Origin of the sequence: Mesorhizobium sp. M0598, assembly GCF_040320865.1 — a bacterium.
Taxonomy (GTDB): Bacteria; Pseudomonadota; Alphaproteobacteria; order Rhizobiales; family Rhizobiaceae; genus Mesorhizobium.
The window spans coordinates 50,244-72,010 of the sequence record NZ_JAMYQL010000011.1 but is presented as its reverse complement, the minus strand read 5'-3'; the positions used below and the strand labels follow the sequence as shown (position 1 = coordinate 72,010).

Annotated in this window: 25 protein-coding genes; 18 read left to right on the top strand and 7 right to left on the bottom strand. The window is 62.8% G+C overall.

Annotated features, from left to right (window positions below):
* The first annotated feature begins 305 nt into the window (after window positions 1-305).
* Genes rfaD through waaC form a run of 3 tightly spaced genes read left to right on the top strand, consistent with a single transcriptional unit; the run spans window position 306 to window position 3,222 of the window.
* The gene (gene rfaD, locus NKI59_RS16140) at window positions 306-1,256 is read left to right on the top strand and encodes an ADP-glyceromanno-heptose 6-epimerase (RefSeq protein WP_352450437.1); all 951 of its coding nucleotides are present in this window, start codon (window positions 306-308) and stop codon (window positions 1,254-1,256) included.
* Window positions 1,229-2,236, top strand: a complete 1,008-nt coding sequence (gene waaF, locus NKI59_RS16135; protein WP_352705324.1) for a lipopolysaccharide heptosyltransferase II — start codon at window positions 1,229-1,231, stop codon at window positions 2,234-2,236. The genes rfaD and waaF overlap by 28 nt, the downstream gene beginning before the upstream one ends.
* On the top strand, window positions 2,233-3,222 hold the full coding sequence (gene waaC, locus NKI59_RS16130) for a lipopolysaccharide heptosyltransferase I (protein WP_352705322.1): 990 nt from the start codon (window positions 2,233-2,235) through the stop codon (window positions 3,220-3,222). Before waaF ends, waaC begins: the two co-directional genes overlap by 4 nt.
* A 226-nt stretch (window positions 3,223-3,448) precedes the next feature.
* Here waaC and greA read toward each other — a convergent pair whose 3' ends face one another.
* Both greA and NKI59_RS16120 read right to left on the bottom strand, forming a co-directional pair.
* Complete coding sequence (gene greA / locus NKI59_RS16125) at window positions 3,449-3,922, bottom strand: transcription elongation factor GreA (RefSeq protein ID WP_023719113.1); 474 nt, start codon at window positions 3,920-3,922, stop codon at window positions 3,449-3,451.
* A 320-nt stretch (window positions 3,923-4,242) separates the two neighbouring features.
* Complete coding sequence (locus NKI59_RS16120; RefSeq protein WP_352705320.1) at window positions 4,243-4,782, bottom strand: tetratricopeptide repeat protein; 540 nt, start codon at window positions 4,780-4,782, stop codon at window positions 4,243-4,245.
* A gap of 236 nt (window positions 4,783-5,018) precedes the next feature.
* On the opposite strand from NKI59_RS16120, the gene NKI59_RS16115 reads away from it, so the two are divergent.
* From NKI59_RS16115 to NKI59_RS16100, 4 genes are all read left to right on the top strand, one after another.
* Window positions 5,019-5,444: a DUF3775 domain-containing protein gene (locus NKI59_RS16115; protein WP_023678354.1), complete on the top strand. Its 426-nt coding sequence runs from the start codon at window positions 5,019-5,021 to the stop codon at window positions 5,442-5,444.
* A gap of 151 nt (window positions 5,445-5,595) precedes the next feature.
* Window positions 5,596-6,417, top strand: a complete 822-nt coding sequence (locus NKI59_RS16110) for an extensin-like domain-containing protein (RefSeq protein WP_502901069.1) — start codon at window positions 5,596-5,598, stop codon at window positions 6,415-6,417.
* Between the two features lie 117 nt (window positions 6,418-6,534).
* On the top strand, window positions 6,535-7,389 hold the full coding sequence (locus NKI59_RS16105; protein ID WP_352705316.1) for an extensin-like domain-containing protein: 855 nt from the start codon (window positions 6,535-6,537) through the stop codon (window positions 7,387-7,389).
* A gap of 66 nt (window positions 7,390-7,455) precedes the next feature.
* A complete protein-coding gene (locus NKI59_RS16100) occupies window positions 7,456-8,163 on the top strand; it encodes an LssY C-terminal domain-containing protein (RefSeq protein WP_352705314.1) in 708 nt (235 codons plus the stop codon).
* A 47-nt stretch (window positions 8,164-8,210) separates the two neighbouring features.
* Here NKI59_RS16100 and NKI59_RS16095 read toward each other — a convergent pair whose 3' ends face one another.
* Window positions 8,211-9,230 carry a zinc-dependent alcohol dehydrogenase family protein gene (locus NKI59_RS16095; RefSeq protein ID WP_352705312.1) on the bottom strand — a complete coding sequence of 340 codons (1,020 nt, stop codon included), beginning with the start codon at window positions 9,228-9,230 and terminating at the stop codon, window positions 8,211-8,213.
* Between the two features lie 127 nt (window positions 9,231-9,357).
* Between NKI59_RS16095 and NKI59_RS16090 the strand changes: the two genes are divergently transcribed.
* From NKI59_RS16090 to NKI59_RS16080, 3 genes are all read left to right on the top strand, one after another.
* Window positions 9,358-10,299: a LysR family transcriptional regulator gene (locus NKI59_RS16090; protein ID WP_352705310.1), complete on the top strand. Its 942-nt coding sequence runs from the start codon at window positions 9,358-9,360 to the stop codon at window positions 10,297-10,299.
* Between the two features lie 59 nt (window positions 10,300-10,358).
* Window positions 10,359-11,669, top strand: coding sequence for a hemolysin family protein (locus tag NKI59_RS16085; RefSeq protein ID WP_352705308.1), 1,311 nt, complete (start codon window positions 10,359-10,361; stop codon window positions 11,667-11,669).
* 76 nt (window positions 11,670-11,745) lie between these two features.
* Window positions 11,746-12,483 carry a class I SAM-dependent DNA methyltransferase gene (locus NKI59_RS16080; RefSeq protein WP_352684361.1) on the top strand — a complete coding sequence of 246 codons (738 nt, stop codon included), beginning with the start codon at window positions 11,746-11,748 and terminating at the stop codon, window positions 12,481-12,483.
* A gap of 133 nt (window positions 12,484-12,616) precedes the next feature.
* Here NKI59_RS16080 and arr read toward each other — a convergent pair whose 3' ends face one another.
* The gene (gene arr / locus NKI59_RS16075) at window positions 12,617-13,024 is read right to left on the bottom strand and encodes an NAD(+)--rifampin ADP-ribosyltransferase (protein ID WP_502901068.1); all 408 of its coding nucleotides are present in this window, start codon (window positions 13,022-13,024) and stop codon (window positions 12,617-12,619) included.
* A gap of 214 nt (window positions 13,025-13,238) precedes the next feature.
* On the opposite strand from arr, the gene NKI59_RS16070 reads away from it, so the two are divergent.
* Window positions 13,239-13,532: a hypothetical protein gene (locus NKI59_RS16070; protein ID WP_352541050.1), complete on the top strand. Its 294-nt coding sequence runs from the start codon at window positions 13,239-13,241 to the stop codon at window positions 13,530-13,532.
* Window positions 13,533-13,584: 52 nt separating this feature from the next.
* Here NKI59_RS16070 and NKI59_RS16065 read toward each other — a convergent pair whose 3' ends face one another.
* Window positions 13,585-13,875 (bottom strand): hypothetical protein, encoded by a 291-nt coding sequence (locus NKI59_RS16065; protein WP_352684358.1) that lies wholly within the window; start codon window positions 13,873-13,875, stop codon window positions 13,585-13,587.
* Between the two features lie 368 nt (window positions 13,876-14,243).
* Here NKI59_RS16065 and NKI59_RS16060 point away from each other — a divergent pair, with 368 nt between their 5' ends.
* The 3 genes from NKI59_RS16060 to NKI59_RS16050 all read left to right on the top strand — a co-directional run bounded on the left by NKI59_RS16060 (window position 14,244) and on the right by NKI59_RS16050 (window position 17,840).
* Window positions 14,244-16,241: an ABC transporter ATP-binding protein/permease gene (locus NKI59_RS16060; protein ID WP_352684355.1), complete on the top strand. Its 1,998-nt coding sequence runs from the start codon at window positions 14,244-14,246 to the stop codon at window positions 16,239-16,241.
* A gap of 258 nt (window positions 16,242-16,499) precedes the next feature.
* Window positions 16,500-16,973: a VOC family protein gene (locus NKI59_RS16055; RefSeq protein ID WP_352450557.1), complete on the top strand. Its 474-nt coding sequence runs from the start codon at window positions 16,500-16,502 to the stop codon at window positions 16,971-16,973.
* A gap of 84 nt (window positions 16,974-17,057) precedes the next feature.
* Window positions 17,058-17,840: a class I SAM-dependent methyltransferase gene (locus NKI59_RS16050; protein WP_352705303.1), complete on the top strand. Its 783-nt coding sequence runs from the start codon at window positions 17,058-17,060 to the stop codon at window positions 17,838-17,840.
* Window positions 17,841-17,879: 39 nt separating this feature from the next.
* Here the strand turns inward: NKI59_RS16050 and gcvA are convergent, their stop codons facing one another.
* Window positions 17,880-18,773, bottom strand: a complete 894-nt coding sequence (gcvA, locus tag NKI59_RS16045) for a transcriptional regulator GcvA (RefSeq protein ID WP_352705301.1) — start codon at window positions 18,771-18,773, stop codon at window positions 17,880-17,882.
* Between the two features lie 204 nt (window positions 18,774-18,977).
* Between gcvA and NKI59_RS16040 the strand changes: the two genes are divergently transcribed.
* The 4 genes from NKI59_RS16040 to NKI59_RS16025 all read left to right on the top strand — a co-directional run bounded on the left by NKI59_RS16040 (window position 18,978) and on the right by NKI59_RS16025 (window position 21,152).
* Window positions 18,978-19,163, top strand: a complete 186-nt coding sequence (locus tag NKI59_RS16040) for a DUF1127 domain-containing protein (RefSeq protein WP_352567970.1) — start codon at window positions 18,978-18,980, stop codon at window positions 19,161-19,163.
* A 72-nt stretch (window positions 19,164-19,235) separates the two neighbouring features.
* The gene (locus NKI59_RS16035; RefSeq protein WP_352456958.1) at window positions 19,236-19,721 is read left to right on the top strand and encodes a VOC family protein; all 486 of its coding nucleotides are present in this window, start codon (window positions 19,236-19,238) and stop codon (window positions 19,719-19,721) included.
* 36 nt (window positions 19,722-19,757) lie between these two features.
* Window positions 19,758-20,483: an SDR family oxidoreductase gene (locus tag NKI59_RS16030; RefSeq protein ID WP_352567972.1), complete on the top strand. Its 726-nt coding sequence runs from the start codon at window positions 19,758-19,760 to the stop codon at window positions 20,481-20,483.
* A 234-nt stretch (window positions 20,484-20,717) separates the two neighbouring features.
* Window positions 20,718-21,152 carry an FKBP-type peptidyl-prolyl cis-trans isomerase gene (locus tag NKI59_RS16025; protein WP_352456956.1) on the top strand — a complete coding sequence of 145 codons (435 nt, stop codon included), beginning with the start codon at window positions 20,718-20,720 and terminating at the stop codon, window positions 21,150-21,152.
* A gap of 202 nt (window positions 21,153-21,354) precedes the next feature.
* On the opposite strand, the gene NKI59_RS16020 is transcribed toward NKI59_RS16025, so the two are convergent.
* Window positions 21,355-21,696: a hypothetical protein gene (locus tag NKI59_RS16020; protein WP_352705299.1), complete on the bottom strand. Its 342-nt coding sequence runs from the start codon at window positions 21,694-21,696 to the stop codon at window positions 21,355-21,357.
* Window positions 21,697-21,767: the final 71 nt, after the last annotated feature.

Here is a 21,767-nt window from a genome sequence, read left to right as displayed (position 1 = left end):
ATCCGCCTGCCGGCATCCTCTCCCCGTGTAGTGACGGGGAGAAGGGGGGCTTGCCCGCGATCTCAGCGCTCGTCTGTAATGTTGGCGATCGGCGAAACCGTCGACGAGAGCGCCCCTCTCCCCGTCACTATACGGGGAGAGGATGCCGGCAGGCAGGTGAGGGGCGGCGCCGACTAGATAATCGATGTCTCCGCCAGAAGTTGGAACTGCATCCACCCGAAGCAATTGCTCTCTGCTGCTTTATCGACAGCCCTATCGACCTCCCCTATAAGGGCCGGAATCGACAAGCGAGACCAGAGGCTTTCATGATCATCGTCACGGGCGGCGCCGGCATGATCGGTTCCAACATCGTCGCCGCGCTCAACGCCGAGGGTTTCAGCGACATCCTCGTCGTCGACGACCTCACCGACGGCCACAAGATCGCCAACCTCGCCGATCTCGAGATCGCCGATTATCTCGACAAGGACGATTTTCTGGCGCGGATGGAGGCCGGTGACCTCGGCCGCATCGAGGCGGTCTTCCACCAGGGCGCCTGCTCGACCACCACCGAATGGAACGGCAAGTTCATGATGGAGGTCAACTACGCCTATTCGAAGCGCCTGCTGCACGCCTGCCTGGCCCTGCGCGTGCCGTTCCTCTATGCCTCCTCCGCTTCGGTCTATGGCAGCGGCGCCGAGTTCCGCGAGGAGCCGCAATGCGAACGGCCGCTGAACGTCTATGCCTATTCGAAAAAACTGTTCGACGACTATGTCCGCCGCACCGTTTTCGATACCGATCACTCGCCGGTCGCGGGCCTGCGTTATTTCAACGTCTATGGACCGCGCGAGGCGCATAAGGGCGCCATGGCCTCTGTCGCCTTCCATCTGTTCAACCAGGTCGAGCAAGGCCAGAACCCGAAACTGTTCGGCGCCTATGGTGGTTTCGGGCCCGGCGAGCAGAGCCGCGACTTCATCCATGTCGGCGATGTCGCCGACGTCAATCTGTGGCTGTGGAAACGCGGCTCGAGCGGCATCTTCAACTGCGGCACAGGCAAGGCTCAGCCGTTCCGCGCCATTGCCGAAACGGTGATCGATACGCTCGGCCAAGGCCAGATCGAGTTCATCGAGTTTCCCGACCACCTCAAGGGCAGCTACCAGAGCTTTACGCAAGCTGATATGTCCCGCTTGCGCGCAGCCGGTTACAATGGCCAGTTCCGCACAGTGGAAACCGGCGTCAGAGACTATGTCGAATGGCTGAAAGCCCAACGATCCTCGTGATCGGCCCACGCTGGGTGGGCGACATGGTGATGGCGCAGTGCCTGTTCCAGGCGCTGAGGGAGCTTCATCCGAACGCCGCCATCGACGTGCTGGCGCCGGCCTGGGCAGCACCGCTGGTCAAGCGCATGCCCGAAATCCGCCAGCAGATCGACCTGCCGCTGCAATCCGGCGCGTTCGAATTCCGCGTCCGAAGGCGCTTCGGCCGCCTGCTGCGCGGCCGCTACGACATGGCCTTTGTCCTGCCGGGAAGCTGGAAGTCGGCGCTGATCCCGTTCTTTGCCGGCATTCCGCGCCGCGTCGGCCATCTCAAGGAAATGCGCTATGGGCTGCTGACCGACATCGTGCCCTTGCCCGATCGCCTGAAACGGCGCACCGCGCAGGCCTATTTCAGCCTTGCCCGTGGTGGCGCCTTCCAGGCGCCGAAGCTCGCCGTCGATCAAGCCAGCCAGGCGGCACTGCTCAGCCGTTTCGGGCTGACGGCGGGGAAATTCGTGGCAGTCATGCCCGGCGCAGAATTCGGCCCGGCCAAGCGCTGGCCGAGCGAACACTATGCCGGCCTTGCCCGTGAGATGATGGCGAAAGGGTTTGGCGTCGCGCTGTTCGGGTCGAAGAACGACGCTGGGGTGACGGCGGAAATCGCCGCGCTGGCTCCGGGCGCCGTCGATCTTGCCGGCCAGACGCGGCTCGAGGATGCCATCGACCTGATCGCGGCGGCGAGGCTCGCCGTCTCCAACGACAGCGGGCTGATGCATGTCGCCGCCGCCGTCGGCACGCCGGTCGTCGCCGTCTACGGCTCGACCTCGCCGCAGAACACGCCGCCGCTCGCCGAGCGCCGCGAACTGGTCTGGCTCGGCCTTTCCTGTTCGCCCTGCCACAAGAAGACCTGCCCACTCGGTCATCTCAACTGCCTGAAGACGCTGGAGGTCGAACGCGTCGTGGCGGCGGCGGAGCGGCTGCTGGAAATGCCGGCCGCCGCATGAAGGTGCTGATCGTCAAGACATCGTCCATGGGCGACGTCATCCACACCTTTCCGGCGGTCGAGGATGCGCGCCGCGCTCGGCCGGATATCTCCTTCGACTGGTGTGTCGAAGAGGCATTTGCCGGCATCGTGGCGCTGCATCCAGCCATCCAAACCATCCACAGCCTGGCGATCCGGCGCTGGCGCAGGAAGCTGCTCGAGCCCGGCACATGGCGGGAAGTGGTCGGCTTGCGCCGCGCCTTGCGCGATTGCCGCTACGACCTCGTTCTCGATGCGCAAGGCTTGCTGAAATCGGCGCTGGTGGCGCGGCTGGCGGCAGCACCGATCGCCGGGTTCGACCGCTCGAGCGCCCGCGAGCCTTCGGCAAGCCTGTTTTATGGCCATCGCTACGCCGTGCCGCGCGGCCTGCATGCCATCGAGCGCACGAGACGCCTGTTCGGGCTGGCGCTCGGCTACGAGCCGGATTTTTCCAGGCTTGAATCGGGTATCGCGCCGCCAGCCGGAAGATCGATTTTTGTCGGCGAAAAGACCGCCTTCCTGCTGCACGGCACCAGCCGCGAGGACAAGAAATGGCCGGTCGCGGACTGGATCGAAACCGCTCGCCTGCTGGTGAACAAGGGGATGACGCCAGTCACCACCTGGTCGGACGACCGGGAACAGGCGGTTGCCGAGGCGATCTCCCGCGCCATTTCGCAAACCGTGGTGGTTCCCAGGTCGCCGCTTGCCGAGATTGCCGCCGTCATCGGCGGCTCGGCGCTGGTCATCGGCGCCGACACCGGCCTGACCCATCTCGCCAGCGCTTTCGGCCTGCCGACGGTGGCGATATTCCTCGCTACCGAGCCTGGCCTGACCGGCCCGCGCGGGCCATTCTCATCGACGCTACTGGCCGAGCCTGGCCGCAGCGTCACGCCGCCGGAGGTGATGGCGGAAGCAGAGAGATTGCTGGCGCTTCGGGAGATTGATCAGGTCAAGGTCGGTAGGGGATAGTCCTGAAAGTTGGCGCTGCCCCTCATCTGGCTGCCGCATCTTCTCCCCGTATAGGGACGGGGAGAAGGACGCCTTTCACCGAAGATTTCGCCAATCAGTAACGTTGCAGAAACGGCGCCGAGGTTCCGGACGGCCCCTTCTCCCCGTCACTATATGGGGAGAAGTGCCCGGCAGGGCGATGAGGGGCGGCGCTACCTGACGGGATCAGGGGCTCGCCTTAAATTCCTCAGATAAATTGCACCTGGACGATCTCGTAGCCCCTGGCGCCGCCCGGTGCGTTGACCTCAATGGCGTCGCCGACTTCCTTGCCGATCAGGGCGCGCGCGATCGGCGAGGAGATCGAGATGCGGCCGGACTTCACGTCGGCTTCCTGGTCGCCGACGATCTGGTAGGTCTTTTTCTCCTCGGTATCCTCGTCGACCAGCACCACGGTGGCGCCGAACTTGACCTTGTCGCCGCTGAGCTTGGTGACGTCGATCACCTCGGCCCGCGCGATCAGGTCCTCGAGTTCGTTGACCCGGCCCTCATTGAGGCTCTGTGCCTCTTTTGCCGCGTGATATTCGGCATTTTCGGATAGGTCGCCATGCGAGCGCGCTTCGGAAATCGCCTCGATGATACGCGGCCGCTCCTGTTGCTGGCGCCAGCGCAGTTCTTCCTTCAATGACGCGAACCCCTCGCCTGTCATCGGGACCTTGTTCATAATGCCTGACCTTTCCTGCCGCCGCCCCCGCAATCGGGAGCGACCTTGTCGATGGTACAAAAAGAAAACGGTCCGGCAGCCTCGGGCTAACGGAACCGTCTCACCACAATTTCGCAAGATATAGCAATCTTCGCGGGTTTTTCACGTCCAAAAAGTCGGATTTTGAAAAATCATCCACCGATTGCGCGGCTGACCTAACGTCAAGGAGCGCATCACGTGTACCGTGATGCCAAATTCCGGGTTCGGGGCAGCATCCAGTACAGCAAAAAACCGGCTGCGATCGCTCGCAGCCGGTTATGAGCAGCGTTCCGGAAGTCGGATCAGCTCCTCATGAAATGATCGATCTGCTCCGACAGCATGCCGTATTCGCGAGACCCCTTGCCCGTGCGTTTCTCGATCTCGCGGAGCTGTTCCTGGGCGCCGGCAAGATCGCCGATCTGCAGGTGCGCCTCGCCGAGATATTCGCGCACCAGCGTGTAATTCGGGTCGATGCGCAGCGCTTCCTCGTAATAGCCGAGGCCGACGGTGACGCGGCCGGAATGGCGATGCGAATAGCCGAGATAATTGAGGATGCGCGGATCCTGCTTGTTGGCGGCGAGGCTGAGCACGGCGATCGCCTCGTCGTAGCGTCCATCCATCGCCAGCGCGCGACCGGCATCGTAGATGCTGTCGTCGTCCAGCATGCCTTGCTTCGGCGAGACGCATTTCTTCTGCTTCTTGTCCCAGACCTGCCCCTTCTTGCATTGGCTCTGGCCGCCATCGCTGCCGCCCCCTCCGCCTTCACCAGCCGAAAACGCCGGCGCCACAAACAGCGGCAGGGCGGCGATGGTCATGACCTGAATCAGCAGTCGTCTGCGCATTACACTCTCCTTTGAACCTGACAATGCAACACTAACGCCGGGCCAAAGCCGTTTCGTCCCGGAAAATGTCATCCTATCTCAAAACCGCGATCTCTCCCAGCAAGGCCATCTTATCCCGGGAAGAGAGGGCATCGGAAATCATGCTTCACGATCAACGCCGCCGCGCAAGATAATGTGACGAGCGCTGCAAATCCGCTATCATCGGGCCGACCGAGCACGAAGCAGGGAGACGGCCGGTGCAGCAACGCGTTGAACGAGACTGGGAGCTTTCGATCGGTCCCGACACCGTGCGCCTGTTCATCCTGAAGGCGAAGGCGCTCAGCGCCGCCGTCAACGAAGACTATGCCGACGGCGCCGAGCACGAGGTAGAGCTCGACGGCAACGCGCACGACAACCACCATCATGACGGCCTTGCCGAGGAAAGCTCCGAAGATCTCACCGAGGAAGAACTGCGCGAGCTGATCGACGATCTCAATGTCGACGAAGCGGCCGAACTGATTGCGTTGGCCTGGGTCGGCCGCGGCGACTATGACGCGACGGAATGGACGGACGCGCTGTCCGCCGCCCGCGAGCGCGCCAACAAGCGCACAGCAAAATATCTGCTCGGCATGCCGCTGCTGGCGGACTGGCTCGAGGAAGGCTTGGAAGCGATCGGCGCGTGACGGCGCGGTTACCGATTGTGATCGGCCGCCCCCCTCGCTCAAGGCAACTTCCCTGCATTCTGGCCGTTGCGACGTAATGGCGGCGTTTGGCTTTTTCAGATTGGGCAGATTGCTGCTGGCTGTTGCGGCTACGCCGCTGGCGGGACCCGTTTTGGCCAAGGCACCCGACCTACCGCAAACTGCACCGGTTCCGCAGCTCAACCAGCAAGTCACTCCGCCGCCACCAACCGAGATCCCGGTCCCCGAACCGCGCCCGGAGGATGCTCCGGAGCCGCCGGCGATTGCACCGCAGCCGCCCGAAAAGCCGGCACGGGCTGAGCCGCCGGCAAGCCCACCAGGCGCGCCACCAAACCCGGCCGAGGCAGACGAGAAGGCGGAGCAAAAAATCCTTCCTGATCCTCGATCGGCCGCCATTGCCGGGAAAGAAATGCCGGCCGAGGAATTGGCCTGCCGCAGGCGGCTGAAGTCGATGGGCGTCGATTTCGAGGAGCGCAAGCCAGAGCATGATACGGCAGTCGGTTGCTCGATCCCCTACCCGATCGCGCTGAAGACGCTCGGCAAATCCATAGCCATCGGCCCGGAGCCCGAGCTGAATTGCCAGATGGCGGAAGCGGCCGCACGCTTTGCTGCTTCGGTCATCCAGCCTGCCGCAAAGGCCGAGTTCGGCGCGGATATTAAATCGATCGGCCAGGCCTCCGCCTTTGTCTGCCGGTCGCGCAATGGCGGCGGCAAATTGTCGGAGCACGCCTTCGGCAACGCGCTCGATATCGCCAGCTTCAAGCTTTCGGACGGGAAGGAGATCGATGTCGGCCCGGCGCCGCCGGAAAAGGACGCGAAATTCCTGAACGCAGTGCGCAAGGCAGCCTGCGGACCGTTCAAGACCGTGCTTGGCCCCGGCAGCGACGCCGATCATTCGCAGCATCTCCACTTCGACCTCGAACCGCGCCGCAACGGCGGCACGTTTTGCCAATGACGCCGGCCGCCGGTAATGGGGCGCCGCAATTTGGCCGCAGGCGTGAACGGCGCCGCTGATTTTTCCTTTACTCTTCAGGTTTAGAGTCTGTGCCATCTGGGGACAGGAACCCTTCCGATGGCCGGGCTATTTCGCGCTGCGCTTGCCGCTGCGCGGCACACAGGATGCGCGCGCATAGCCGGCAGGCTTGCCGCCCTACTTGCCGTGGCGGCGGTCTCAGCCTGCAATACCGGCAGCGTGCTGTCGCTGCAGCCGGCCGTCGATGTCGGCAGCCAGACCGCTGCCGTCCCGCCCAATTCCGACCCGCAATATTCCGGCGCGCAAGATTCCGGGCCGCAATATTCGGGTATGCAGCGCCTCGTCCCGTCCAATCCCTTTATGACCGCCGCCTATCCGCGCCTGGACAACCCGATGTCGCCGGCCGAACAGATGCCGGCCACAGAGATCGATTGCCGTAAAGAGCTAAAACGCCTCGGCGTCGTCTACACCGACGTTGCGCCGATCCATGAAGGCCAGTGCGGCATCGACTATCCGGTCAAGGTCTCGGCCATCGGCAGTGTCGAGATGAAGCCGGCCGCGACGCTGACCTGCGACATGGCCGCCACCTTTGCCGGCTGGACCAGGAACGAACTCGTGCCGTCGGCCCGCTGGCGCTATTTCTCGGGCGTCAAGACCATCCACCAGGGCTCGAGCTATTCCTGCCGCAGGATTGCCGGCGAAGGTGTTTTGTCGGAACACGGCAAGGGCAATGCGCTCGACGTGATGAGCATCGAGCTCAACAATGGCGACGACATCGACGTCCGCAAGCCCGGCCTGTTCGCCTTCCGGACGCGCGGCTTCCTCAACAATGTCCGCGCCGACGGCTGCCAGTATTTCACCACCGTGCTCGGCCCCGGCTACAATTACGATCACCGCAACCATTTCCATTTCGACATCAAGAACCGCAAGAACGGCTATCGCGCCTGCCGCTGATTGCAGCCCCTGCCCAAGACTTGCTGTGCCGGTTAAGATGGTGCGCAGACGCTTGGGTGGTGCCTCTTGAGCCAACGAAGCCTTCGACGACGTGCAACGACCTGGCTGGTGGCATGCTGTGCCGCTTATCTTTCGCTCGCCTATTTCGCCGCGCCTGAGTTCTGGACGTTACGGGACCGCAATTTTCGCAATCAGCAATTCGAGATGGTGACGCACACGCCGCAAGGCATTCCGGGCGATCCGATCAATGTCGGCCTGGTCGGCATGAAGAAGGAGCTTGTCCATGCTTTTGCCGTCGCCGGCTGGGATACGGCAGACGCGATCACGCTGAAGACGGCGATCGAGATCGGCGAAAGCGTGCTGTTTAACCGCCCCTATCCCGACGCGCCGGTCAGCCGGCTGCTGTTCGAAGGCCGCGCCCAGGACCTAGCCTTCGAAAAGCCGGTCGGCGACAGCGCCGATCGGCGCCACCACGTCCGCTTCTGGCAGACCGATGCGACCGGAGACGACGGCCGGCCGCTTTGGCTTGGCTCTGCAAGCTTTGACCGCGGCGTCGGCCTCAGCCATGACACCGGCGCGATCACCCATCATATCGGCCCCGACATCGACGCCGAGCGCGACGGGCTGATGCGCGACCTCTCCGCCGCCGGCATGCTGATCTCGACCAGCGAGATACCAGGCGTCGGCGCCACGAAGACCGGGCGCAACGGCGAAGGCGATCCCTATTTCACCGACGGCAAGGCCATCATCGGGGTCCTGCTGCAACTGCCGTAGGCGCGCAATCGGCCTTCCCGTCTGACAGCCATTTCGTCCCGACGGGTTCAGGGCACGGTGATCACGATCTTGCCGAACGGTCCTGTCTCCAGACGCTCAAATGCCTGCGGCACCTCGTCGAAGCCAAACACCTTGTCGATCACCGGCTTGATGGCAAGCGTCTCGATCGCCTGGTTCATTCGCTCGAAAGCGCGGCGGTGGCCGATCGATATGCCTTGTACGACGATCCGATTGCGCAGGAACGGAATGATCGGGAAACTGAGCTCCATGCTGCCGAGAAGGCCGATGAGCGACAGCCTGCCGTCGGCGCCCAGCGCATTGAGCGAGCGCCGCGCATTGTCGCCGCCAACCATTTCCAGCACATGGCTGACGCCGGCCCCGTTTGTCAGTTCGCGCGCCGCCTCGTCCCATGCCGGCTGGCTGCGATAATTGATCCTCTTCCAGGCGCCGAGCGCCTTCGCCCGCTCGAGCTTCTCGTCGCTGCTCGAGGTGATGATGGTGCGCAGGCCGAAGGCGGCGGCAAATTGCAGCGCAAACAGCGACACGCCGCCGGTGCCCTGGATGAGAACGGTTTCGCCCGGGATCGGCTTGGCCGCCTCGACCAGCGCGAACCACGCCGTCAGCGCCGCAATCGGCAGCGTCGATGCCTCGACGTCGCTGAGCTGCGGCGGCGCCGCCACGGCGGCATCCTCATGAAAAAGCACATGCTCGGACAGCATGCCGGGCAGTGACGAACCAAGCGTATGCTTGTGCAGCACCGGCGGGGCGTCGCCGTCCGGCCAGTCGGCGATCACCTGGCCGAGCACGCGCTGCCCGATGCCGAAGCGGCTGACTTCGCTGCCGGTGGCGACTACTTCGCCTACCGCGTCCGATGTCGGCACGAACGGAAAGCTGAGGTCCGGTATCAGCACGCCATCGACGATCATCCTGTCCTTGTAATTCAGCGATACCGCTGTGACTCGTACCAGAAGATCATGCGGCCCGGGTTGGGGCAGCTTTCCATCAGCCGGCTTCAACCTGGACAGGCCGAAACCGTTCATCTGCCAGGATCTGTTTTCGGTGCTCATTTGGTTCGCGCTCCGTGGTTGATGATTGCGCGAGACATTTACGCCGTTTCACTATGGAGAAAAGTGCTTCCATGTGGCATGTTCTGCAACAGATTAAGGAGCAAAACTCTACAATAGGAGCGCTTCATTGGAATCAGCCAATTTGCAAGGCATCGTCGCATTCGCTCACGCGGTGGAGGCCGGCAGCTTCACCGGCGCTGGCGCACGGCTGCATGTCACCAAATCGGCGGTCGGCAAGTCGATCGCGCAGCTGGAACAGCGATTGGGCGTCCGCCTGCTCAACCGCACCACCCGCAGCCTCAGCCCGACCAGCGAAGGTCTGAGCTATTACGAAGCCTGCGTCAGGGCGCTGGCCGAAATCGAAGCCGCCCAGTCACTACTCGCTTCCCGCAAGCAGGTGCCTTCCGGGCGGCTGCGCGTCGACCTGCCTTTGGCCTTCGGCCGGCGATGCGTCGCCCCGGTGCTGTTCGACATTTCGAAGCGCTTCCCGGATCTGACTATGGAAATCTCGTTCAACGACCGGCGCGTCGACCTGATCGAGGAAGGCATCGACCTGGCGGTGCGTATGGGCGACCTCGACGACAGCTTGTCGATCGCCGCGCGCCGCATCTATGCCCAACGTTCGGCCATCGTCGCCGCCCCCGCCTATCTCGACGGCCATGGCAGGCCGCTATCGATGGAGGACCTGGCCAGGCACAGCCTCATCGGCTACGGCCGCGACGGCACGGTCCATCCCTGGACCGTCAGGCATGTCGACGGCCGTCTCGAAAAATTCGCGCCCAAGGCGCGGCTGGTGCTCGGCCACGGCGAACCGATGCTCGATGCGGTACTGGCCGGCTGCGGCATCGTCTATCTGCCGACATGGCTGACGGCCGACAGCATCAGGCGCGGCGAGCTCGAAATGGTTCTGTCGGACTGTCTTGTCGAAAACACCGTGGTGCATGCCATCTGGCCGGTAACACGCAATCTCGCGCCAAAGGTGCGCGTCGTCGTCGACGCCCTGATCGAGCATTTTTCCGCGCCGCCCTGGGATGCGGAAGGGGTGCCGCCTGATTGCCCGGCTCGCTAAATTCAAAAAGCGCGACCGTCCTATTTTCGAAAACCGCGCAGCAATGCTATGGACCCGGCATGCTTTATGCTGAAATTGCCATCGTGGTCGTCCTCATCTGTGTGAACGGCCTTCTGTCGATGTCCGAGCTCGCCATCGTCTCGTCACGGCCGGCGCGCCTCAAGGCGATGATCGACCGCAACGTCAAGGGTGCCGGCCGGGCTCTGGCGCTCGGCGCCAATCCGGGAAAATTCCTGTCCTCGGTGCAGATCGGCATCACCTTGGTCGGCGTCCTGTCCGGCGCGTTTTCCGGCGCCACGCTCGGCGAGCGGCTGGCCACCTTCCTGGCGTCGGCCGGCGTCCGCGAAAGCCTTGCCGACCCGCTCGGTGTCGGCATTGTCGTCGCCATCATCACCTATGGCTCGCTGGTCATCGGCGAACTGGTGCCCAAGCAGATCGCATTGCGCGACCCCGAACGGGTCGCCGTCAGGGTCGCTCCGGCGATGACCATCCTCGCCAGCGTTTCGGCGCCGCTGGTCTTCCTGCTCGATTTTTCCGGCCGCGCCCTCCTGTGGCTGCTTGGCCAGCACGGCCAGAGCGAGGATAAGGTCACCGACGAGGAGATCAAGATGCTGGTCGCCGAAGCCGAGCACCACGGCACCATCGAATCCGACGAACGGCGCATGATCGCCGGCGTCATGCGGCTCGGCGACCGTGCCGTGCGCGCGGTGATGACGCCGCGCACCGAAGTCGACTGGATCAATCTGCAATCCGACGAGGCGGCCATCAGGAAGCTGCTGATGGACACCCAGCATTCGCGCCTGCCGGCCGGCGACGGCGGCGTCGACGCCATGATCGGCGTCGTCCAGACCCGCGACGTGCTGGCCGCGATGCTGGGCGGACGCACCCTCGACCCGCGCCGGCACGTGCGTACCGCGCCGATCGTGCATGACCAGGCCGACGCGCTGGACGTGCTTGCGACGCTGAAGGAATCCGACGTGCCGATGGCGCTGGTGCATGACGAATACGGCCATTTCGAAGGCATCGTCACCCCGGCCGACATTCTGGAAGCGATCACCGGCGTCTTCCGTTCGGATCTCGACGCCGGCGAAGAGGAAAACGCCGTCAAGCGCGAGGACGGCTCATGGCTGCTCGCCGGCTACATGCAGGCCGACGAGATGGCGGAGGTCCTCGGCATCGACCTGCCCGAGAACCGCGACTATGAAACCGTCGCCGGCTATGTGCTGTCGCATTTGCACCATCTGCCGGCGACCGGCGAATGCGTCGACGCGCAAGGCTGGCGCTTCGAGGTCGTCGACCTCGACGGCCGCCGCATCGACAAGCTCATCGCCACCCGCCTGCCCGGCCGCCACCGCGAGGTCGTGCGGTAACGATCGACGCGACTTATGGGCTATATGCTCGCGGCGACACCGCTCGCACAGTCAAAGTTGATTGGGAATACCGCCTATGGTCGACCACCTTTTCGCCGACCCATATCTCGCTGCCGTCTACGATGCCTGGCACCCGAGATCTGCGCGCGACGACTATGATTTCTACCTGCCCCGCATTCTAACAGCAGACGCGGTGCTTGATGTCGGATGTGGAACGGGCACCCTCCTTCACGAGGCACGCCTGGCCGGACATTCAGGGCGGCTCTGCGGCATCGACCCAGCACCCGGCGTGTTGAATCGCGCACGAACGCGCGCGGATATCGAATGGGTTCTCGGCGATCTCCAATCGGCCGGCTGGACAGCCGAGTTTGATCTCATTGTGATGACGGGGCACGCATTCCAGGCCCTTGTCAGCGACGAAGACCTGAGGGATTTCATGGCGGCTGTCCGACACGCCCTTGTGCCAGGCGGATGCTTCGCGTTCGAAACGCGGAACCCTTCGGTGCGGGCGTGGGAGCACTGGACACCCGAAAATGCGGTCGTCGTTGAGCTGCCTGACGGGTCGCTGGTGCAGATCACAACAGAGGTGATCATGCCGTTCGATGGACAGACGGTGACATTCACCCACAGGTTCGGCGGAAAGCATCCGAGCCTTCCGCAAGTTAGTCGCAGCACCTTGCGATTCCTCGAGACGGACGCCTTATCGAGCCTGCTGGGGAACGCGGGGCTACGAATCGAACAGCAATTCGGCGGCTTTGACGGCAGCCCACTTGGCCCTTCGAGCCCAGAGATCATCACGTTCGCGACGAGATGAAAAGGAGCATCCGCTCTCCAGCCCTGCAAGCAACGACAACTCGCGGAGCCACTGCGGACGTGGAGCCGTATTTCGCGGGGACTGCCGCCGACCGTAGGTCAGAGCCAAGCTTGGCAATCGCAGGGCTCAGCGATCAATCGATTGCCTCGATGCCTTGTGCCTTCAGCCGTTCGAGATGGTCCTTCATCTCTTTCAGCCGCTCGGGGGAGTGGCCCTGCCACTCGGTGACCTCGCCCGTGATCCTGAGCGGCTCGCGGCAGCGATAGGACTGCGTCGGATTGCCGGGAAATTTCTTGTCCGTAAGATTAGGGTCGTCCATGACCGGGCCGGTTGGTTCCACGATGTAGATCCTTTCGCGTCCGTCACCGGCGGCCAGTTCTGCACCCCAGATAGCCGCATCCAGAGTGCCGGTTAGATAGACCCAGGCTGCCTGCTTTCGCGCCCCGTAATTGGAGTTGTAACCGGCTTCGATCAGGTCTCCCGGTTTAAGGTCGGCCCGGGTGCCGTGGTAGAATTGGCGCGGCTGGTCGGAGGCTGTCATCGGCTCGCTACTCATCCTCGTTGTCTCAGGCATCATGGTGTCGTGGCGCGCGCTATTTCATGCACGTCATCAAATCAAGCCTCCGGCCGCGCGGTTATCGGACGTCCGCGCTCAGCGCTCCCGACACCCATTCCGGTCATACCGCCCGATGCGCGCTAGCGGTCGGCTGCCGGCGCGGTTATTATCGGCGCCTGCACCGTCGCTAAGGTGGAAAATGGATCTGCAAGCCTTCAGGGAATCGATTGCGAAACCACAGCCGCCAGCCGGCTTGAGCCCTGCCCTGCAGGCGCTGTGGTGGGATGCAAAGGGCGATTGGGCTAAGGCGCACGAGTGCGCGCAGCAGCGCGACGATACGGCGGGCATGCACGTGCATGCCTATCTCCACCGCAAGGAAGGCGACCAGTCGAATGCGGAATATTGGTATCGCCGCAGCAACGCGGCGCCGTCGACCTTAACGCTTGACGAGGAATGGCAAGAGTTGGCACGTACACTTTTGCAGCAAAGCTGACGCTTGCTCAGTCATCATAAAATAGCTGGTCCTGCATCCACTCTCCGGGGTTTCAGCTGGCGCCCTGTGGCTTGTCCCTGCCGTTCCATTCCGCATTGCGCGCCCGCGCCTCTTCGGCGATCAGCTTGAACTCCCGCATCTTCGCAGCTTCGATGGCGAATGCGCGGCTTGGCAGGACGCCAGGGTCCTCCTGACTGTTCTGAAACTGAAAACGGGCCTCCAGTTCGGCCCATATTCGCTCGGGTGCCGTATCCTTGCTGGCAAGCAGCGCAACGACCAGCGCCAGAGTCTCGCGCTGGGCGTTCAGCCGCCCTTCGATCTCTTCATTCGGCAATTCGGACATGCGGGTCGCTTCCAGTTTCTGGCTCAACGGCAAAATCGCACCCTTGTTCCGGAACTCGGGGCTGGCGCGGTCCGGCTGGGCAGCAGATGCTCGCAATCGCAATCGAGATGATCTCTCCTCCTCGATCCTGTTGACTCGGGCCGATGGCACTTCTCGCGCCGCTTGCGTCCAGCCTCTTCGAATGCAGCATGCGGACAAATCTTGAGAGCCTGAAGCGAATTCTGCCCCGCAACGATCAAAGCCTGTCATCGAGAACGACCATAGGCTGCTGCGAGCACCGGAACAGCTGAGAAGCCTTGGCGTTGTTGGCATCTGGGATCTCGAGCGGACGCTATGAAACCTTCTGATTTTTAAGCCGTTATCGCCGGATGCCCGAGGCTAAATTTAAGCTGAAATCGGTTGACGGCGCCCAATCGCGCTATGCCGAGAAGCCGCGCCACGAGAAACAATCGACTGTCGAAGTCGCGTCCGAGGTCGTCGGCGAGCCCGCGCCGCCGCCGGATGTCACCGAACCCGGTCCGGAGCTGACACCTGAAGAGGCCGAGCGGGCGCGCAAGAGATACCTGCTTAAGCGCTTCTGGATCAGCGCGCGCGGTTACTGGGGCGGCAGTGGCGACAGGGTGGCTTGGCCGTTGACGATCGGGCTGTTGGTTCTGATCGTCACCAATGTCGGCTTCCAGTATGGGATCAATGTCTGGAATCGCGCAATTTTCGACGCCATTGAGCAACGCAATGCCCATACCGTATATTGGCTGAGCGCCGTTTTCGTGCCACTCGTGCTCGGAAGCGCCAGCCTTGTGGTGGCGCAAGTCTTCTTTCGCATGAGGATACAGCGCCGCTGGCGTTCCTGGCTCACCACTGCGGTCATCGCGCGCTGGCTCGCAAGCGGCCGCTACTATCAGCTGAACCTCGTCGGCGGCGATCATAGCAACCCCGAAGCCCGCATCGCCGAGGATTTGCGGATTGCCACCGAATCGCCCGTCGATTTCATCGCCGGTGTCATCGTCGCATTTCTGTCGGCCTCGACCTTCATCGTGGTGCTCTGGACGATCGGCGGCGCCCTGACCCTGACGATTGCAGGTTCGACCGTCACCGTTCCCGGCTTCCTGGTCATCACCGCAGTGCTCTATTCCGCGATCACGTCCACTTCGATGGCGGTCATTGGCCGCCATTTCGTCCACCTCTCCGAGGGAAAAAATCAGGCGGAAGCCGAGTTCCGCTACACGCTGACGCGCGTGCGGGAAAACGGCGAGAGCATCGCATTGCTCGGCGGCGAGGAGGAGGAGCGCAGCGGCATGGACAAGACATTTGCCCATGTGCTCAGGCAATGGGCGCTCCTTGCAGGCCAGCACATGCGCACGGCGCTGGTGTCTCAGGGGTCGAGCCTGTTTGCGCCTGTCGTGCCGGTCTTGCTTTGCGCTCCAAAGTTCCTCGAAGGCAGCATGACACTTGGACAGGTCATGCAGGCTGCCTCGGCCTTTGCCATCGTGCAGGGCGCGTTCGGATGGCTGGTCGACAACTATCCCCGTCTCGCCGATTGGAACGCCTGTGCACGGCGCATCGCCTCGCTGATGATGTCGCTCGACGGGCTCGAGCGGGCGGAACAGAGCAACACGCTGGGACGCATAAAGCGCGGCGAGACCGGCGGCAATGCGATGCTCAGCCTGAACAATCTCTCCGTGTCGCTCGACGACGGCACCGCCGTGGTCAAGGAAACCGAGGTCGTGATCGAACCAGGCGAGCGGGTGCTCGTCGCCGGCGAATCCGGCTCGGGCAAGAGTACGCTGGTGCGGGCCGTCGCGGGTCTGTGGCCATGGGGTAGCGGCAGCGTCAACATCCGCGCCGACAGACGGTTGTTCATGTTGCCGCAACGGCCCTACATCCCGACCGGGACGCTTCGCCGCGCTGTCGCCTATCCAGGCGCCGCCGACAACTGGACGCTGGATAAGATCAAGGCTGCCCTCGACAAGGTGGGACTCGACTACCTCAACGACCGGATCGAGGAGGACGCGCCATGGGACCAGACCTTGTCGGGTGGCGAAAAGCAGCGCCTCGCCTTCGCGCGTCTTCTGCTGCACCGCCCCGATATCATCGTGCTGGACGAGGCAACGTCGGCACTCGACGAGAAGAGCCAGGACAAGATGATGGAGATGATTATTCGCGAATTGCCGAAGGTCACCATCATAAGCGTAGCGCACCGCGCCGAGCTGGAGGCCTTCCACAGCCGCAAGATCACATTGGAGCGGCACAAGGGCGGCGCAAAACTTGTCAGCGATATCGAACTCGTCCCGCGCAAGGACAGACGGAACTTGCTCATGCGCCTTCTGAGGCAACGGCGCGCCAACGGAAAGCCAGCGCGACCTTGAGCAAAGCGGCGCTGCCCTACGCAAAGAGTGAGGCCGCCGGTCGGACCAGGCGGACCATCGCCGGTTCGAGTCACTGCCCGCATCTGGTCCTGAAAGCACCAGCCGTGGTACCTTGATTCCGGGCAGCTGCTGCTGTCGGAACGTCGATGGCACGAGCGCATTTCCATGTCCGGTGCAACGCCGAGGCCAGCTGTGAAAAACCCGGGTTGATTTCAAAAGCCCAGATTGATTTCGAAAGCAAAGGGACCAGCAATGACAATCGCCAAGAACACGATCTGCCTTTGGTACGACAAGGACGCCGAGGCTGCGGCCCGCTTCTATTCCGAGATTTTTCCCGACAGTTCGGTGAAATCCGTCCACCGCGCTCCCAGCGACTACCCGTCCGGCAAGGCAGGCGACGTGCTGACGGTCGAGTTCACGGTCGCCGGCATCCCCTGTCTCGGCCTCAATGGCGGGCCCGCGTTTAAACACAACGAAGCCTTCTCCTTCCAGATCGCCACCGACGATCAGCAGGAGACCGACCGCTATTGGAACGCCATCGTCGGCAATGGCGGCCAGGAAAGTGCCTGCGGCTGGTGCAAGGACAAATGGGGCATCTCCTGGCAAATCACGCCGCGCGTGCTGACCGAAGCGATGGCCGCCGGCGGCGATGAAGCAAAGCGCGCATTCGAGGCGATGATGGAGATGAAGAAAATCGACGTTGCAGCGATCGAGGCGGCGCGGCGCGGCTGACAGTTCGGGGGTGGCCCGACGCGAAAAGATCAGGGCAGAGCGGCCGGAAATGCTGCCGGCCCATCATCTCCAGGCAGGCGTGCGATGGTGCTGAACTGCGCTGCGTTTTACGACGCCGAACTGCGACGGCACAACGAGGTCTTCAGGGCTGCGGTCAAGGTGGGAACGCGCGATCGCGTGCTCGATATCGGATGCGGTTCGGGACAATCCTCTCGTGATGCTGCCCGTGTCGCGGTGGAAGGCAGCGTGCTCGGCGTGGACGTATCGGCCGAGATGCTCGAGATCGCCCGGAAGTGTAGCGCGAAAGAGGGATTGCGAAACGTCGCCTTTGAGCGCGGCGATGCGCAATTGCTGGTATTTCCGCCTGCCGGCTTCGATCTGTGCATTAGTCGATTTGGAGTGATGTTCTTTGCCGACCCGGCGGCGGCGTTCGCCAACATCGGCCGGGCGTTGCGACCAGGGGCGCGTCTTGCATGGATGGTATGGCAGTGCGAGGGCCGCAACGAGTGGGCGACTGCCATTCAGCGGGCGATTGCGCCGGGGACCGCCATATCGGCGGGCGCCGCCACCCCGTTTTCGCTTGGCGACCCCGCCATCACCGCGGAGATCTTGCGTGCATCCGGTTTTGTTTCGGTCGACTTTGCCGAAGTGCATGAGCCGGTCTTCTACGGCCAGGACGTCGATGCGGCCTATGACGCTTTGCTTGGCCTGCAACTGGTCAAGGATCCGCTCGCCCGCGCGGATGTGGATGTCGATGCGGCGCTGCGGCGGTTGCGCGATCTGCTCGACGCGCATTTGACCGCGGACGGTGTGCTTTTCGACTCGCGTGCCTGGATCGTTACCGCGTTTCGGGCGAGCCGACGGTGACTGCGCGATGTAGACGATCCTGTTCTCTCGGCCTTCCCGTCAGTCAATTTGCGGCGCGACTTCTGAGAGCAGCCAATCCCGAAAAGCCTTGACTTTGCGCTGACGGATCGCCTCCGGCGGGTAGACGAAATAGAAGCTGGAGGGGGATTTCAGGGCGTGGCCGAAGGGGCGGACGAGTCGCCCGGCGGCAAGGTCGGCCGCAACGAGCATGGTCCGGCCGAGCACCACCCCCTCGCCTTGTGCGGCCGACTCCATGGCAAAGGTGGCAGAGTCAAAGGTAATCCCGCTCTGCGGGTCCACGCCCTCGACCCCGGCGCTTGCCAGCCAGGTCGCCCAGTCGATCGGAAAGCTGTCACGGATCAGCGTGTGGTGTTTGAGGTCCTGAGGCGTGCGGAGCGGATGTGCACCCTCAAGAAGCTTTGGGCTGCACACTGGAAACACCTCCTCGCCGGTGAGGAACTCTGACGTGAGCCCCGGATAGTTTCCGTTGCCATAACGGACGGCGACATCGATGCCGTCGCCGAGGAAGTTGGTCAGCTTCCCGCTTGTCGAAACCCGCACATCGACGTCGCCATGCGCACGGTGAAAGCGATAGAGGCGCGGCACCAGCCATCTCCCCGCGAAGCCATCGGAGGTGCTGACGTTCAATGTCGAGCTCGAATAGCGGGCTGTTGCTGCAGCGGTGGCGGTGGCCAACTGGGCGAGCGCCTCGCGCACCGCCCGCGCATAGGGCTCGCCAACGGCTTTCAGACTCACCGAACGCGTACCGCGCTCGAACAGCTGCACACCGAGCTGATCCTCAAGATTCTTGATCGCCCGGCTGATCGCACCGTGGGTGACATGAAGTTCCTCTGCCGCCTTGGAGAAACTCAACAGGCGCGCCGCGGCCTCGAAACTTGGCAAGGTGGTGAGGGGAGGCAGCTTCCGGGGCATGGATCATACCTATGTGTGAGCATCGCTCACACATTGTCGCCGATAAGTCGTTTGTCGTCCAGGCCAGAAGCCGGCATGTTTGCTCGCGTAATCAGTCATTCACCGCCGCTGCAAAAGGCGAGTTTGATGTGACTGATACTCTCGCTGACGAAAGTCCCGGGGCAACTGCTGAAACCAAAACTGCCGCCACTGTGGGAGAGCACCATGAACGCCAAACGAGTTGAACCCATCGTCGACGTCCTGACCGGCATGGCCGGCCGCATCCTCGCCTCGAGCAGCCGGCGCCGGACCGGGCGGCAGATTGCACGCTTCTCGACCCGCCGGCTCGAAGACCTCGGGTTTGCCCGCGACTGGGACGGTTCGGTCTATCGGCCGTCGGACCACCGCTAGCCTGATCGAAAGCAACAGCGGACAGGCTCTTCGCCAAAGATCGCTGTCGCAAGGAATTAACGGAGAACGGACATGGCCACCATCCACCCATTCCTCTGGTTCAACACCGATGCGGAGCAAGCCCGCGATTTCTATCTCTCGGTCTTCAAGAACAGCAAAGCGCTCCAGACCATCGAATACACCGACTGGGTGTCCGGAACCAACAAGACGGTCCCGCATGCCACCTTCGATTTCGAGCTCGAAGGACTGCACCTTACTGCGCTCAATGCCGGGCCGCAGCCGCCCTTCAACGAGCGGCTCTCGCTCTACATCGAGACCAGGGACCAGGCCGAGACCGACTACTACTATGAGGCGCTCACCGCCGGCGGCGGCAGGGCACAACCCTGCGGCTGGCTCACCGACAGATACGGCGTCTACTGGCAGGTCATCCCGGAAATCCTGCCGCGGCTCAGTGCCGATCCGGACCGCGAAAAGGCCAACCGCGTCCGGCAGGCGATGTATGGGATGCGCAAGATCATCATCGCCGAGCTCGAAGCCGCCTATGCCGGCAAGGCCTGACTCTCCCACCGCAATCGCAACGAACGGAGAACCCTCATGACATCGCTCGTGGACAGGAAAGTCATCGTCGTCGGCGGTAGTTCCGGCATCGGTCTCGGCGTCGCGGAAGCTGCTCTCAACGGCGGAGCGAAGGTCGTGATCGTCGGACGCTCGCCCGAGAAACTGCTGGCTGCCGAACGGACGCTCAATGCGGGCCGCGTGACAAGCGTGGTCGCCGACATGACCGACGAAGCGGACGTCGCTCGCCTGTTCGACGAGGTCGGTCCCTTCGATCACCTCGTATCGACCGCCGGAACACTGCCGCCCGGCGATCCCATCGGCAGTACCGACATGGAGGCTGTGCGAGGCTTCGTCGATAACAAGCTGATTGGCGCCGTCTTGCTCTCCAAGCACGCTGTGCGCACCCTGAAAGCCGGCGGCTCGATGACCTTCACCTCGGGAATAAATAAGGATCGGCCGCCGGTGCCGGGAGGCTCGGTCGTCTCCGCGATTGCCGGTTCATTCAGCTACTTCGCCCGCGCCCTGGCGCTCGAACTGGCCCCGACGCGCGTCAATGTCGTGTCGCCCGGATGGGTCGACACACCGATGTGGGACATTGTTGGAGAAGCCAAATCCAGCTTCTTTGCGGACATGGCTGCCCGGTTGCCATCGAGAAAAATTCCGACCGCTGCGGACGTCGCCGCCGCCTACCTCTACCTCATGGAAAGCGACTTCACCACCGGCGAGACGATCCGCATCGATGGCGGCCATAACCTGATCTAGCCGCCATTTGCACGCCGCCTGAATGGGTTGAGCCGGCATGACCGCTAGTCCGGTGCACTGCTGCCGAAGGCGACGAACGCCGGCGGGTCATGCCGGCGTCGCTCAATCGGGGTTTACATCGGCAGCCAGGTCCCTAGTTTTAGCGTTTCGCGCCGCGCACCTAAGTGCGTGGATGATCGAGGACGGGACCGTGAGCTTTGGCCGGCCCCTCGAAACTTTCAAAGGATGGCTATCATGACACAGGCCAAGAATGGCGACACCGTGCGCATCAATTACAATGGACGCCTGGCAGACGGCACCCAATTCGATTCTTCCGGCAACGAACCGCTGCAATTCACGCTGGGTGAAGGACAAGTGATCCCTGGTCTTGAAACCCATGTCGAGGGCATGGAGGTGGGCGCGAAAAGCACCGTGACTGTTCCCGCCGAGGCCGCCTATGGCCCCCACCGCCCCGAAGCGGTCATGACCGTCGATCGCGCCCGCGTGCCAGACAACATCAACGTTGATATCGGCACTCGATTGCAGGTCAGAACCTCAGAAGGGCGCCCGATGCCGGTAACAGTCGTCGGCGTGGACGACACCAGCGTCAAGCTCGACGGCAATCATCCGTTGGCTGGACGGGATCTGGTGTTCGACGTTGAACTGGTCGAGATCGTTCAGGCGGCGTAGGACACGGCCAAGGCCGCGGTGGCTATGATTTCGGGTGACGCACTTCTGCTGGCGGTTTCGGCGGTGCGTCACCTGTCGGAGGGAAAGACCGCGACGGCGGAAATCGTGTTGCACCACCCATAGAGACATTCGGCATCTGGAATGTCCAATTCAGCGTCGCAGTCTCGAGGACCTGTGGAAGGGTAGTGTCTCAGTTTGAAATTTAGCCGTCCCCGCCTTTGGCGACCATGCGGTCAAGGACGCGCCCGAGGATGGTAGCGATCTCTTCCATCCCCATTCTCTTGGCCAGCGGAATCAGGACGAGCAGTTCCAAAATCAACAGTGCGATTGGCCCGCCGAACGTCGGCATGAGCGTGAAGAAAACAACGTCCAGCAACATCACGGCTATGACGATGAAGACAAATCGTTCTTCAACCCGAGCGTCGCGTTCATGCGCAAGCTTCGCCTGCAATTCTTCAATTTGTTTGTCTTTGGGTGATGGCTCGGACGATACCAGAGCGCCAAAGCCTTTGCCGACCACTGGCGGGTCGGCTTCACTCCCCATTGTCCAGTTCCCGATACTCGTTCAAGATATCCGCATTCGGGATTACGCAATGGCGCATCCCAGGAATGTAA